Source organism: Streptomyces sp. NPDC017993, assembly GCF_044328065.1.
Classification (GTDB): Bacteria; Actinomycetota; Actinomycetes; order Streptomycetales; family Streptomycetaceae; genus Streptomyces.
Map to the genome: position 1 here is coordinate 154,925 of NZ_JBIRGO010000012.1, position 13,265 is coordinate 168,189.

The following is a 13,265-nucleotide window of genomic DNA, read 5'->3' on the forward strand; positions in this document are numbered from 1 at the left end:
GTATGCCCAGTAGCCCCACAGGTTCCACCGGCCCCGCAGAGCCCGCCGGCCCTGGCGGTGCCGCCGCGCCCGTCCCGACCGTCACGTTCGACGACGTCCGGGACGCGGCGAAACGGCTGGCGGGCGTGGTCCACCGCACGCCCGTCCTGCGCTCGCGCACCCTCGACGCGCTGGTCGGCGCCGAGGTCTTCCTCAAGTGCGAGAACTTCCAGCGCGTCGGCGCGTTCAAGTTCCGCGGCGCCTACCACGCCGTCTCGCGGCTGACCCCCGAGCAGCGGGCACGCGGCGTCGTCGCGTATTCCTCCGGCAACCACGCGCAGGCCATCGCGCTGGCCGCCCGGGAGCTGGGCACCACCGCCGTCATCGTGATGCCGGAGGACTCCCCGCAGTCCAAGCTCGACGCCACCGCCGGCTACGGCGCCGAGATCGTCACCTACGACCGCTACACAGGCGACCGCGCCGCCATCGGCGGACGGCTGGCCGAGGAGCGCGGTCTCGCCCTGATCCCGCCCTACGACCACCCGCACGTCATCGCAGGTCAGGGCACCGCGGCCATGGAGCTGATCGAGGAGACAGGACCGCTCGACGCGCTGCTGGTGCCGGTCGGCGGCGGCGGGCTGATGGCGGGCGCGGCCGTCGCGGCGACCGCCATGGCCCCCGGCATCCGCATGATCGGCGTGGAGCCGGAGGCCGGCGACGACACCCGGCGTTCGCTCGCCGCCGGGCACCGCGTCACCATCCCGGTCCCGCACACCATCGCCGACGGCCAGGCCGTCGACGCGCCCGGAGAGCTGACCTTCTCGATCAACCGCGAGCTCCTGGACTCCGTGGTCCTGGTCGGCGACGACGAGATCCGCACCGCCATGAAGCTGGCCTTCGAGCGACTGAAGATCGTCACCGAGCCCAGCGGCGCCACCGGGATCGCCGCCCTCCTGGCCGGGCGCGTCGACCCTCCCCCAGGGCCTGGACGGCCTGGGCGGTCCCCTCATCCGCCCCGGATCGGCGTGATCATCTCCGGTGGCAACATCGGACTCGCCCGCTTTCTGGAGCTGATGGGCTGACCCCCGACCGGCGCTGACCGGCGCTGACCGGCGCCGACCGGCGCGGGCGGCACGGGGGAGTGGAGGCGCGGCAGGGAGTGTCCGAGCCCGGCCGTAGAATTCACGCGTGGCAGGCAGGATCAACGATGACGACGTGAAGGCGGTCCGGGACGCGGTCCCGATCGACGCCGTCGTGTCCGAGTACCTCCAGCTCCGCAACGCCGGCGGCGGCAACCTCAAGGGCCTGTGCCCGTTCCACGACGAGAAGTCCCCGTCCTTCCACGTCAGCACCGCCAAGGGGCTCTACCACTGCTTCGGCTGCCAGGAGGGCGGCGACACCGTCGACTTCGTCATGAAGATCGACCACCTCTCCTTCGCCGAGACCATCGAGCGCCTCGCCTCGCAGGCCGGCATCACCCTGCGCTACGAAGAGGGCGGCTACACCCCAGGCCGCCAGCAGGGCGAGCGCACCCGCCTGGTCGAGGCCCATAAGGTCGCCGCGCTGTTCTACGTCGAGCAGCTCGACAGCCCCGAGGCCGAGATCGGCCGCAAGTTCCTCGCCGCGCGCGGCTTCGAGCAGACCGCCGCCCAGCACTTCGGCGTCGGCTACAGCCCGGCCGGCTGGGACCACCTCACCCGCTTCCTGCGCGGCCGTGGCTTCAGCGACAAGGAGCTGGTCCTGGCGGGCCTCTCCCAGGAGGGCCGCCGCGGCCCCATCGACCGCTTCCGCGGCCGCCTGATGTGGCCGATCCGCGATATCTCCGGCGAGGTCGTCGGCTTCGGCGCCCGCAAGCTCCGCGACGACGACAACGGCCCCAAATATCTGAACACCCCCGAAACCCCCATCTACCGCAAGTCCCAGGTCCTGTACGGCATCGACCTCGCCAAGAAGGAGATCGCCAAGACCAGCCGCGCGGTCGTCGTCGAGGGCTACACCGACGTCATGGCATGCCACCTGGCCGGTGTGACCACCGCCATCGCCACCTGCGGCACCTCCTTCGGCGAGGGCCACATCAAGATCCTCCGCCGGCTGCTGATGGACAACTCCGGCTCCGAGGTGGTCTTCACCTTCGACGGCGACGCCGCCGGCCAGAAGGCCGCCCTGCGTGCCTTCGAGGACGACCAGAAATTCGCCGCGGAAACCTCCATCGCGATCACCCCGGGCGGCATGGACCCCTGCGACCTGCGGCTCGCCAAGGGCGATCAGGCGGTCGCCGACCTCGTGGAGTCCCGCACCCCGCTCTTCGAATTCGCGCTGCGCCATGTCGTCTCCCGGCACAACCTCGGCACCACGGTCGGCCGCGCCGCCGCCCTCGACGAGGCGGCGCCCATCGTCGCGAACATCAAGAACAGCTCGATCCAGCACGAATCAGCGGTCTCGCTGGCCGGCATGCTCGGCATCCTGGACACCCAGTTCGTCGTCCGCCGGGTCAGCCAGCTCGCCCGCTGGGCCCGCGAGCGCGGTCGGGACGGCGGCCCGGAGCAGGGCGGCCGGCAGCGCCGCGGCGCCCCCGCCCCCGTCCAGGAGCGCCCCGCCCCGGGGCCGAGCGGCCCGGCCCTCAACCTCCGCAGCCCCGCCCACCGCGTGGAGCGCGAACTCCTCAAGCTCGCCCTGCAACGCCCCGACCTGGTCTCCCCGGCCTTCGACGCCTACGGCGTCGACGAGTTCACCGCCCCGCCCTACGCCACGGTCCGCCAGTGCGTCGAGGACGCGGGCGGCGCCACGGCCGGCGTCGCCGACAGCGAGTACGTCGCCCGGGTACGCGACGCCGCCCCCGACGACACGGTCCGCGCCATGGTCACCGAACTCACCGTCGAACCGCTGCGCACCCGCCGCGACCCCGACACCGCCTACGCCGGCGAACAGTTGGCCGCGGTCCGCATCGCCGCCGTCCACGCGCGCATCGCCGACCTGGAGGGCGCCGCCCGCCGCAGCGAGGCCCAGGGCGACCACGCGGGCTCGGCAGCGGTGCTCCAAGAGCTCTGGGTCCTCCAGCAGTACGGCAAGTCCCTCCGCGAACGCGGCGCGGCAGCACTGTAGGGCCCGCCTGCCCCCTCCCCCCGGCGACTGCACCGGGAGCGGGCGGTCCGGGCCCGCGCCGGTCACGAAGCACGCACGCCCCCCGGCGCCAAGCGCTGACGCACCTTCCGGAAAGCGTGCCGACCCGGGGCGTCAGCACGCACCTGATCAGCAGACGGGCCGCCCGCTGACGATGAACCGCTCCAACCCCCGGACCGCGAACCACCCCCGCTGTACGGCGCGCCGCGCCCGCCCGTAGCCGTCCGGTCACGCACCGGACTCAAAAAGTGGCCGCACGCCCCTCGTGGCGGGCATGTGTCGTACCCCACACTGAGGAGCGGTGCCTGAGTCCTCGGAGCGCGGCGGGTCCGGTCGCACGGACCGTGAATCCCCCGCGGAACCGCTCGTGACGTCCGGGACGGACGGCGGCTCGGCCGCAGCCGTCCCGGACTCTTCTGCCGCCCCAGCCGCGATCACCCTGGAGGTCGCCCCCGTGCAGACCCAGACCCTCCCCGACGCGCCGATCGACGATGCAACCGCCCTCCGTGAGGAGGGTCCTCCCGGGCCGGCCGACCGTGACTCCCGCACGTCGGAGCCGCCGGCCGAGCAGGTCACGGTCCCGCAGCAGGGCGAGGCGCCCGCCGCCGAGACGCTCACCGAGAAGGTCGCCGAGGAAGCTGCCGAGGAGCCTGCGCCGGAGCGGCCGCCCCGCCCCGAGACAGCGGGCCCGTCCTCCGACCTGTTCCGCCAGTACCTCCGCGAGATCGGCCGGATCCCGCTGCTCACCGCGGCCGAGGAGGTCGAGCTGGCACGCCGCGTCGAGGCGGGCCTCTTCGCCGAGGAGAAGCTCACCAACACCCCCGACCTGGACTCCCAACTCGCCGTCGATCTCGACAGGTTGGTGGTCCTGGGCCGGATGGCCAAACGCCGCCTCATCGAGGCGAACCTGCGCCTGGTGGTCTCCGTCGCCAAGCGGTACGTCGGCCGCGGACTGACCATGCTCGACCTCGTCCAGGAGGGCAACCTCGGCCTGATCCGCGCCGTCGAGAAGTTCGACTACGCCCGCGGCTACAAGTTCTCCACCTACGCCACCTGGTGGATCCGCCAGGCGATGTCCCGCGCGCTCGCCGACCAGGCCCGCACCATCCGTGTCCCGGTCCATGTCGTCGAGCTGATCAACCGCGTGGTGCGCGTCCAGCGCCGGATGCTCCAGGAACGGGGATACGAGCCGACCCCCCAGGAGGTCGCGGCCCACCTCGACCTGACCGGCGAACGCGTCAGCGAGGTCCTGCGGCTCGCCCAGGAACCGGTGTCGCTGCACGCCCCGGTCGGCGAGGAGGACGACGTCGCGCTGGGCGACCTCATCGAGGACGGCGACGCCGCCTCGCCCGTCGAATCAGCCGCCTTCCTGCTGCTCCGCGAACACCTCGACGCCGTCCTGTCCACCCTCGGTGAACGCGAACGCAAGGTCATCCAGCTCCGCTACGGCCTGGCCGACGGCCGGCCCCGCACCCTCGAAGAGATCGGCCGGATCTTCGGCGTCACCCGCGAACGCATACGGCAGATCGAATCCAAGACCCTCAACAAGCTCCGCGACCACGCCTTCGCCGACCAGCTGCGCGGCTACCTCGACTGACGCGGTCACCAGGGGCGCCACCCGGCCGGCTCAGCCCTCCCGCTGGAACGCCCCCGGATGGATCTCGTCGCGCACCGCCATGTACTGCTGGCGCACGGCCTGCCCGACCGGCAGCTCCTCACCCGGCGCGAACACCTGGCTCGCGGCCGCCGGCCACTCGGGCGGATCCACCCACGGCGACCCGCCTTCCGGCCGGACGCCCGCGCCCGCCGCGGGGGTGAGGGTGCCGTGCGCCACGCCCAGCGCCCAGGCCGCCTGCCGGGCCGCGCCCAGCGCCGCGTACTCCGCGGGCTGCGGCACCACGACCGGCACTCCGAACAGCGCGGGCGCAGCAGCCTGCACCGCGCCCAGCTCCGCCGCCGCGCCCAGCAGGAACACCCGGCGCACCTCGACGCCGCGCCCGCGCAGCACGTCCAGCGCGTCCGCGAGCCCGCAGAGCATGCCCTCGACGGCGGCCCGCGCCAGGTGCTCTGGCTTCATGCTCTCCCGCCGCATCCCGTGCAACGATCCCGCGGTGTGCGGCAGGTTCGGAGTGCGCTCACCCTCCAGATACGGCAGCAGAACCATGCCGTACGCGCCGGGCGACGACTCCATCGCCAGCGCGGACAGGCCCTCCAGATCCGTGCCGAGCATCTCCGCCGCGCCCCGCAGCACCCGCACCGCGTTGGTGGTGTGCACCACCGGCAGATGGCGGCCGGTGGCGTCCGCGAAGGAGGTGATCGTGCCGCTCGGGTCGGCCAGCGCCTCATGGTGGATGCCGAACACCGACCCCGAGGCGCCCAGCGACACCACGGCGTCACCCGCCCCGACGCCCAGCCCGAAGGCGGCGGCCATCGTCTCGCCCGTACCGGCGGAGATCAGCAGCCCCTCCGGGGTGAACCCGGCGGTCCCGGAGGGTCCCAGCACCTCCGGCAGTCGCACCTGGTGCCCCAGCGCCAGCTCGATCAGATCCGGCCGGTAGGACTCGGTCGCCGCCGACCAGAAGCCGGTCGCCGAGGCGCCGCCGCGATCCGTCGTCCGCCGCGCGGGCCGCCCCAGCAGCTGCCAGGCCAGCCAGTCGTGCGGCTGCATGACCTCCACGATCCGGGCCGCGTTCGCCGGCTCGGTACGCGCCAGCCAGCGCAGTTTCGTCACCGGGTGGGCCGCCTGCGGCACGGCACCGACGGACTGCGCCCACGCGGTGCGCCCGCCCAGCGAGTCGATCAGGTCCGCGGCCGCGCTCTGCCCGCGCTTGTCATTGCCGACCAGCGCGGGCCGTACGAGATTGCCGTCGGCGTCCAGCGGCACCAGGCCGTGCTGCTGCGCGGAGACGCCGATCGCCTGCACCCCTTCGAGCAGCCCGTTGCCCGCGGCCTCGCCGAGTGACATCAGCCATGCCTGCGGATCGATCTCGGGCCCCTTGTCGGCGGGGTGCGGCGCGTACCCCTGCCTGATGACGGAACCCGTGTCCGCATCGCAGACGACGATCCGTGTGCTCTCGGACGAGCTGTCCAACCCGGCGACTATCCCCATGGCCCCAGATGATGCCCCATGGGACGCATAAGGAGAGAGTCAGGGTTTGCCCGGCCGCGGCGCACCCGGGCCGCTCGGGTGAGGCCGGTCATGTGTTGCTCGTGCCCCAGTCGTCCTCCGCCGCCCCGCGGTGGTCGCGCAGCGAGCGGATGCGGGTGCTGAAGGAGTCGGGCAGCCGGTCCTCGACCTTGTCGAATGCCTTCGTGGCGGCTTCGCGGCCGGTCAGCGCGGCCGATTCGGCGGTATTGCGGACAGCGGGATTCTGCGCGAAGCGCTGGGCGCACTTGCGCAGCTGCTCGTACCGCTCCCGGCCGGCCCGCGTGCCGAGCACGTACCCGATGGCCAGTCCCGTGATGAACGTGAGCCGGTAGCGCATCGCTCCACCCTTTCCGTCGTCGGTCTCGCTCGTGTGTGCCACTCATGCCACGCACGAGACGCTTTGATGCCGCTCGATCCCGTGAGATGCCGGTAACGGAGCGGATCGGCAGGCTGTGCCGCGCGCCTACCCTCCAGGACTGGAGATCACCCGAGGCGATACCGATTGGCGGAGCACCCCCCTGCTTGCGCTAATGTATGTGTCGCAGCGAGCGCGCGCCGTCCGGAAGACCGGGCAGGGGTGCATTCGAGGCACACAGAGCATTCCCCTGTAGCTCAATTGGCAGAGCAGCCGGCTGTTAACCGGCAGGTTACTGGTTCGAGTCCAGTCGGGGGAGCTCGGTCCCCTGTAGCTCAATTGGCAGAGCATTCGGCTGTTAACCGGAGGGTTACTGGTTCGAGTCCAGTCGGGGGAGCAGAAGGAACGAGGACCCCGGAAGGGGTCCTTTTTCTTGTGCCGTGGAACCGAACCACCCATGATCCAAGTCCTCTTGGGCGTGCATGGTCGCGCGACGACGGTCCTCACGGGCAACAGATCGTATGAGCGGCTATGCTGCGGCAGACGGCGCGCACAAATGTGCGCGACGCGCCGCGAGGGGGCGGTAGCTCAGCCGGTTAGAGCAGCGGACTCATAATCCGTCGGCCGTGGGTTCGAGTCCCACCCGCCCCACCGCAGCCTGGTAGCGCAGCAGCGATCTGACCAGGTGAGAGGCAGTATCGAGGGTCGCCGTGAGGATGCCGGCGGCCCTCGGTGCATGTCCGGACGGCGATCGAGTCAGCCGGATGGCGGTCCTTGAGGCGCGGTGGCGGGCCCGGGGGATCCGCAGTCGAGGCCCCGGCCGCCGGGGCCGTGAATCGCGCGGCAGTTCGGAAGTCGGCCGGCGAAGGGCACGTTCCGATGCCTTCGGCACGTGCCCGGAGCGCCTGCGCGCGGGCGAACGCGACCACGAACGGAGGGGCGGGGCACCGCCCGAGGAAGCGGGGGCGTTCGGCCGGTGTGCTGTGCGAGTTGAGTGGGACGTCCCGCCCCCATCGCCTTCAGGGGAGGCGCATACAGTTCGCGCCGGGCCCCGGCCCTCCCCAACCCCGAACCAAGGAGCCCGCCATGAGCTGGTGGCAATGGAGCCTCGGTGTGCCGGCTCTGCTGATTCTCGGCTGGTGCGCCGTGGCCGCCCTCGTCAGGGCGGGCAGCCAGACCTTCCGTGGCCTCTACGAGACCTTCCGCAGGATCCGCGAGCTCTTCCGCTGACCTACGGCATCAACAGAGAGGTATCCGTCACGTGCTGGCATTCCTGGGACTCTTCCTCCTCGGTCTGGGAGCGCTGAGCGTCTTCCAGGTCCTGCGTGCGCGCAAGCGCATCCACGCGATGGTGACGACCGAGACCATGGCGTCCCACGAGCTGCGGGAGCTGCATCAGGTGGCGCTCGGTGCGGTCGGCGCCGGTGCTTTCCGGCAGCGGATCGAGGCGGCCGGAACGGCCCGTCCGCACCCCAGCGGTCCGCTGACGTCGCAGCTGGGCCGGACGGAGTGCGTCTGGTTCCGTACCAGGATCACGCGCAAGTACGAGACGCGGACCGGCTCCGGCAACGGGGGGAACCTGGCGCGCAAGAGTCAGATGGTGTCCGATTTCCTCAGCGCGTCACCGTTCCTCGTCGAGGACGGGTCGGGTGCCACCGTGGTGGTCCCCGAGAAGGGCATCGTGGACCACGCGCCCAAGACCGTCGACCACTTCGAGCCTTACCGGCCGGGTGACAACAAGCCGCTCGGGTTCCTCGACATCCCCGGTGTGACCCGCCACGAGCGCACCCTCGGCCACCAGCAGGAGGAGTGGGTCCTCCGAGCCGGCGCCCAGTTCTACGTACGGGGTGAGGCACGGGACGACGAGCGGGGGGAGCTGACCATAGGGGCTCCGTCGGACGGCAGCCCGTTCCTCATGACCGGCCTGTCCGAGCAGGACCTCATCGCCGTCGAGCGGAACAAGACGAAGATCTTCGGGGTCATGGCCTGGGGCGGTCTGGTGCTCGGCCCGCTCGCCCTCGGTGGTCACTGGCTCCTGCAGGGATGACCGGCGTCCGGCCGTCGACGCGCGGCCGCGGGGCGGCACCCGGGGGTCAGGACGGTGCGGTGTCCCCGCCGGCGAGGACGCTCGGCTGACCTGCGAAGGTGCGCTCCGGCCGGAAGCGGGCCTCCAGTCCGTCGGCGAGGGCGTTGAGCGCGGCGGCGCCGTCGCCGTGGAAGGACGACCCGTGCATGACGGCGAGCGTCCGCGGAGCCAGTTCGGCCAGGGAGCGCATCGTTTCCGCCGCCGCCGTCAGGCAGGAGATCTGACGGAACATCCCCTCGGCGTCCAGGGATGCCTCGACCAGGTCGTTCTCCGTGACCGCGGGGCCGTTGCCGACATGGGTGAAGAGGTCGCCGCACAGGAGCGTGCCCGTCGTCTCCTCGTACAGCACCCGTGCCTCCCAATTGTGCGGAACATGCGGGGTGTTGAGGTGGCGGACGCGGCGTCTGCGCAGCTGCTTGCCGCCCAGGTCGAGCGTCTCCTCGTGGGCCAGTGCCCGCGGCGGGCGGTCGGCCAGGTCGTTGAGGGACACCAGGCAGCCCAGCAGCCCATGGGCCACCTCGGCCTGCGGGGCGGCGGCCAGGAACTGGTTCATGGCGCCGCACTCGTCCGCCTCGACGTGCCCGAAGGTCACCCAGCGCAGTTCTTCCAGCGGTACGACGCGGCCGACGGCTTCCGAGACGAGGGGGAAGAGCGTGCGCATGCCCGTATGGAAGAGGAGCGGTTCCTCCGCGTCGACCAGGAACTGGTTGAAGGTGAAGCCCGCGGGGGCTGCCACCTCGGGGATGAAGGTGGATATCCGGTAGATGCCGTCGGCGATCTCGTCCACGGAGGTTTCCATGGAGCAGCACGTCCTTCCGGTGGAGCGCGAGCGGCGCAAGCGTCGATGGGTGTCCGCAAGTCGCCCTCGCGTTGGCCGCCCCCCTGCTCACCGTAGGTCGGGCGGCCGTCGCTTTCCTGATGAGGCGGACCCGGTCGAATCAGGCCCGCGGTGGCCGTTCTTGAGGTGGCGGGGGCCGTTCGTGAGGCCGGGGGGACGGGCACGCGCAGTGGTGCCCGTTGTGCCGCCGGTGACCTTCTGACCGGCAGGTTTCGGACCTTCGAGGTTTCTGCCCGGCGGGGTGGCCCCCTGCCTTCGTGCGGCGCACCATGGAAGTACCAGGGGGAACGGTTGGAGGCACCCCATGCTGGAACTCAAAACCCTCGACAAGCCGGATGAACGGCGGGACTTCCCCAAGGGCCACCTGGAGGCCCTCCACCTCACAGGACTCGACTTCGCCGTGGCGACCTTCGAGCCCGGGTGGCGCTGGTCGGAATCGGTGGGACCGCTGGCGGGAACGGAGAGCTGCCAGGTCCACCACAACGGCTGCATCGTGCAAGGGCGTATGCACATCAAGATGGACGACGGCGAGGAGTCCGAAGCGGGGCCCGGCGACGTGTTCGTGTGCACCCCGGGACACGACGCCTGGGTGGTCGGAGACGAGCAGGTCATCGTGTACGACTTCGCCGGTCAGATGGCTACGGACTACGGTCGGCCGGAGGGCGAGTCCTAGAGGCCGGCCGTAGCCGTCCGCCCTGGACCGTCAGATCCTGACGTCATCGGGGCGGTCGGCGACGAGTTCGTCCCCCGTGGGCGAGTGGCCCAGTCGTGTGACCCCAGTCGTGTGACCCGTTTCCCGGTCCGGTGGACCGGGCTGTGCGGGCGGCTCAACAGGGGCGAGGGGTCGCGGGGGAAGGACCGAGAAGTGAGGGGCCGCGGGGGAGAGGCGCTGGTGCGCCGATCCCGTGTGTGAAATGTCGCAGGGTGAGGCGCGTGCGCGCTCCAGGGGAGTGCGTGCGCGCCTTTGTGGTGCGTGCGCGCGGGGGACGTCAGGGTGCGCCGAGGCGCCTGCGTCAGGGGCGGCGATCCGCCGGTTTTGGGGTGGCCGCCGCGCCTGTGTACGGTCTGCCGTCCGGCGATTTCGGGGTCCTCGTCGATCGAGTTCGGGGACCGGCGTTCGGCCGGCCGCAGGGCCGTCGCACGCAAGCCGGGTGACCTGCGTTCCGCTGTTCCGGTGGTCCGTCCCGGGCAGGTGAATTCCGACAGGGATTCGTATGTCTAGGACGGCGTTCGGTGGGCAGGGGAGCGGGACGGTGCGGCAAGCGGAATAGGTCTCGGGGTACCCCCGTTACCGCAGCTGGGCACCATTTTGGATATTCACGACAGACCGGAAGCAGGGAAGCACGCATGAGCACCGTAGAGCTCACCAAGGAAAACTTCGACGAGATCGTCTCCGGCAGCGATTTCGTACTGATCGACTTCTGGGCCGAGTGGTGTGGCCCGTGCAAGCAGTTCAGCCCGGTCTTCGAGCGGTCGTCCGACAAGCACGACGACCTGATCTTCGCGAAGGTCGACACCGAGGCGCAGCCCGAGCTGGCCTCCGCCTTCCAGATCCAGTCCATCCCGACCCTGATGATCGTCCGCGACAACATCGCGGTGTTCGCCCAGCCCGGGGCGCTCCCGGAGGAGGCCCTGGAGGACGTCATCGGCCAGGCCCGCGGCCTGGACATGGACGAGGTCCGTGCGTCGGTCGAGCAGCAGGGTGAGGGCCAGGGACAGCAGGCGCAGGGCGAGTGAGTCAGCTCCTGCTGATCCGGCACGGCGAGACCGAGTGGAGTCGGGACGGCGCGCACACCAGCTGGACGGATCTGCCGCTCACCGCCAACGGTGAGGAGCAGGCCCGCGCGCTGCGCCCGCTGCTGGCCGGCCGGAAGATCGGCCAGGTCTGGGCGAGCCCCATGGCGCGGGCGCGGCGCACCGCCGAGCTGGCCGGTCTCGCGGAGCCGCAGATCGATGCGGACCTGCGGGAATGGGACTACGGCGGCTACGAGGGGATCTCCACCGCCGAGATCCACCGCAGCCGTCCCGACTGGTATCTGTTCACCGACGGCGTCGCCGCCGGCCCTGACGAGCACCCGGGTGAGTCGCCCGAGCAGGTCGGGGCGCGCGCCGATCGGGTGCTGGCGCGGATCGCGTCGTCGCTGGAGTCCGATGAGGGTGATGTGGCGCTGGTGGCGCACGCTCACTTTCTGCGTGTGCTGACCGCCCGCAGGCTCGGGCTGCCGCCCGCGGCGGGTGGGATGTTCACGTTCGGGACCGGGGCGGTCGGAGTCCTCGGCACCGAGCACGGCCGCCCTGCGGTGGTCGCCTGGAACGCCCGGAGTCTGTGAGGACGCAGGACGCACGGCGACGCTGGGCTGAACCGCGATGGGCGGCATGAGGATCTTCGGGATCTTCCCTGGAGCGTGTCGGTAGAGAGACGGGTGGGCCCCGTCGATCCCACGGGCCGGAGCGTCGGCGGGATCGACGGGGCCATGGTGCGGTGGGGGCTTTGCGTGCGCGGGCTCTGGCTCTGCGGCCGTGGCTATGGCACACCGGGGCATGCTTGGCTCGGCGGCTCGGCGGCTCGGCGGCTCGGCGGCTCGGCGGCTCGGCGGCTCGGTGGCCCCAGGCTCTGGCGGCTCCAGGGGACGGCGGCTCTACCGGGCCATCGGGTCGAGATGCAGCGGCTGCACCTTGCCCTCGATCATGGCGCCGAGCCCGAACACGGCGCACGTCCCGGGGCGGTCGGCGATGTGCACCGGCATGGTGGTGGCCTGGTGGATCATCGGCTGCAGGCCGGGGATCAGGGCACTGCCGCCCGCGAGCATGATGCCGCGCTCCCCGAGGTCGGCCACCAGGTCCGGCGGGCAGCGGCGGAGTACCGCCCCGATGCCGTCGAGGATCGAGGTCAGCGGGGTCGCGATGGCGTCCCGCACCTGCTCGGTGTCGACAATTACCGACCGGGCCTGGCCGCTGGTGACATCCCGGCCGTGGACCTCGGTCGTACCGAGGGGCAGGTCGCCGCTGCTGGAGAGCATCAGGTGCAGGGGACGTACGCCCTGGGGGCTCGGCAGCATCAGCTCGTGGTGCAGGCGCAGGTGCTGGACCACCGCGTCGTCGATGGCGTTGCCTCCGACGGGGACGGTTTCCGCCGAGACGATCGAACCGAGGGAGAGCACCGCGACCTGCGTGGTCCCGGCGCCGCACACCACGATCATGGTCGCCTCGGGCTGCTCCACCGGGAGCCCGCAGCCGACGGCCGCCGCGACCAGGGTGTCGACCAGCTCCACGCGGCGGGCGCCCAGTCCGGTGAGTGTCTCCACGGCCGCCCGCTGGGAGAGGGGCTCGCTGCCGTACGGGAGGCAGACCGCGGCCCGCATCGAGGGCCGCCGACGCCAGTTCTTGCGCAGCTTTCCGCCGACCAGATGGCGTAGCAGCCGCTGAGCCATGTCGATGTCCACAACGGTCCCGCCGGAGACCGGGCGCACCACGCGGATGTAGTCGGGGGTCCGGCCGTCCATCACCTCGGCCTGAGCGCCGACAGCGAGCATCGCGCCGGTACGGATATTGACCGCCGCGACGGTCGGCTGATCGACCAGGAGCCCCTGGTTCTTGACATACACCCTGGTCCGGGCCGCGCCGAGGTCGACTGCGACCGAGCAGCGCCGCAATTGGGCGAGGCTGATGGTCATGGATGATTCCTCCCCGGTAGGTCGGTATGGATGATGCGCCCGCACATGACGACTCATGCCCACCC

12 protein-coding genes and 3 tRNA genes are annotated in these 13,265 nt (G+C 71.4%); 11 read left to right on the top strand and 4 right to left on the bottom strand.

Annotation, left to right across the window (positions count from 1 at the left end; genetic code table 11):
- Nucleotides 1–2 precede the first annotated feature (2 nt).
- From ACH4FH_RS23010 to ACH4FH_RS23020, 3 genes are all read left to right on the top strand, one after another.
- The gene (locus ACH4FH_RS23010; protein WP_398557746.1) at nucleotides 3–1,061 is read left to right on the top strand and encodes a threo-3-hydroxy-L-aspartate ammonia-lyase; all 1,059 of its coding nucleotides are present in this window, start codon (nucleotides 3–5) and stop codon (nucleotides 1,059–1,061) included.
- A gap of 106 nt (nucleotides 1,062–1,167) precedes the next feature.
- The gene (dnaG, locus tag ACH4FH_RS23015; protein WP_398557747.1) at nucleotides 1,168–3,081 is read left to right on the top strand and encodes a DNA primase; all 1,914 of its coding nucleotides are present in this window, start codon (nucleotides 1,168–1,170) and stop codon (nucleotides 3,079–3,081) included.
- 319 nt (nucleotides 3,082–3,400) lie between these two features.
- A complete protein-coding gene (locus ACH4FH_RS23020; protein WP_398557748.1) occupies nucleotides 3,401–4,696 on the top strand; it encodes an RNA polymerase sigma factor in 1,296 nt (431 codons plus the stop codon).
- Between the two features lie 30 nt (nucleotides 4,697–4,726).
- On the opposite strand, the gene ACH4FH_RS23025 is transcribed toward ACH4FH_RS23020, so the two are convergent.
- Complete coding sequence (locus tag ACH4FH_RS23025; protein WP_398557749.1) at nucleotides 4,727–6,208, bottom strand: FGGY family carbohydrate kinase; 1,482 nt, start codon at nucleotides 6,206–6,208, stop codon at nucleotides 4,727–4,729.
- Between the two features lie 88 nt (nucleotides 6,209–6,296).
- Complete coding sequence (locus ACH4FH_RS23030; RefSeq protein WP_393891963.1) at nucleotides 6,297–6,584, bottom strand: YtxH domain-containing protein; 288 nt, start codon at nucleotides 6,582–6,584, stop codon at nucleotides 6,297–6,299.
- Nucleotides 6,585–6,848: 264 nt separating this feature from the next.
- Here ACH4FH_RS23030 and ACH4FH_RS23035 point away from each other — a divergent pair.
- The 5 genes from ACH4FH_RS23035 (at nucleotide 6,849) to ACH4FH_RS23055 (ending at nucleotide 8,649) form a co-directional block, all read left to right on the top strand.
- A tRNA-Asn gene (locus tag ACH4FH_RS23035) sits at nucleotides 6,849–6,921 on the top strand.
- A gap of 5 nt (nucleotides 6,922–6,926) precedes the next feature.
- Nucleotides 6,927–6,999, top strand: a tRNA-Asn gene (locus ACH4FH_RS23040).
- A 180-nt stretch (nucleotides 7,000–7,179) separates the two neighbouring features.
- Nucleotides 7,180–7,253, top strand: a tRNA-Ile gene (locus ACH4FH_RS23045).
- A 435-nt stretch (nucleotides 7,254–7,688) separates the two neighbouring features.
- On the top strand, nucleotides 7,689–7,832 hold the full coding sequence (locus ACH4FH_RS23050; RefSeq protein ID WP_398557750.1) for a hypothetical protein: 144 nt from the start codon (nucleotides 7,689–7,691) through the stop codon (nucleotides 7,830–7,832).
- A gap of 31 nt (nucleotides 7,833–7,863) precedes the next feature.
- Nucleotides 7,864–8,649 carry a GIDE domain-containing protein gene (locus ACH4FH_RS23055; RefSeq protein ID WP_398557751.1) on the top strand — a complete coding sequence of 262 codons (786 nt, stop codon included), beginning with the start codon at nucleotides 7,864–7,866 and terminating at the stop codon, nucleotides 8,647–8,649.
- Nucleotides 8,650–8,695: 46 nt separating this feature from the next.
- Here the strand turns inward: ACH4FH_RS23055 and ACH4FH_RS23060 are convergent, their stop codons facing one another.
- Complete coding sequence (locus ACH4FH_RS23060) at nucleotides 8,696–9,487, bottom strand: MBL fold metallo-hydrolase (protein WP_398557752.1); 792 nt, start codon at nucleotides 9,485–9,487, stop codon at nucleotides 8,696–8,698.
- Nucleotides 9,488–9,830: 343 nt separating this feature from the next.
- On the opposite strand from ACH4FH_RS23060, the gene ACH4FH_RS23065 reads away from it, so the two are divergent.
- The 3 genes from ACH4FH_RS23065 to ACH4FH_RS23075 all read left to right on the top strand — a co-directional run bounded on the left by ACH4FH_RS23065 (nucleotide 9,831) and on the right by ACH4FH_RS23075 (nucleotide 11,856).
- On the top strand, nucleotides 9,831–10,199 hold the full coding sequence (locus ACH4FH_RS23065; protein ID WP_398557753.1) for a cupin domain-containing protein: 369 nt from the start codon (nucleotides 9,831–9,833) through the stop codon (nucleotides 10,197–10,199).
- 674 nt (nucleotides 10,200–10,873) lie between these two features.
- A complete protein-coding gene (gene trxA, locus ACH4FH_RS23070; RefSeq protein WP_398557754.1) occupies nucleotides 10,874–11,263 on the top strand; it encodes a thioredoxin in 390 nt (129 codons plus the stop codon).
- Entirely contained in the window at nucleotides 11,260–11,856 is a 597-nt protein-coding gene (locus ACH4FH_RS23075) for a histidine phosphatase family protein (RefSeq protein WP_398557755.1), read from the top strand. Before trxA ends, ACH4FH_RS23075 begins: the two co-directional genes overlap by 4 nt.
- A gap of 309 nt (nucleotides 11,857–12,165) precedes the next feature.
- Here ACH4FH_RS23075 and ACH4FH_RS23080 read toward each other — a convergent pair whose 3' ends face one another.
- Nucleotides 12,166–13,200 (bottom strand): rod shape-determining protein, encoded by a 1,035-nt coding sequence (locus tag ACH4FH_RS23080; RefSeq protein WP_398557756.1) that lies wholly within the window; start codon nucleotides 13,198–13,200, stop codon nucleotides 12,166–12,168.
- Between the last annotated feature and the right edge of the window lie 65 nt (nucleotides 13,201–13,265).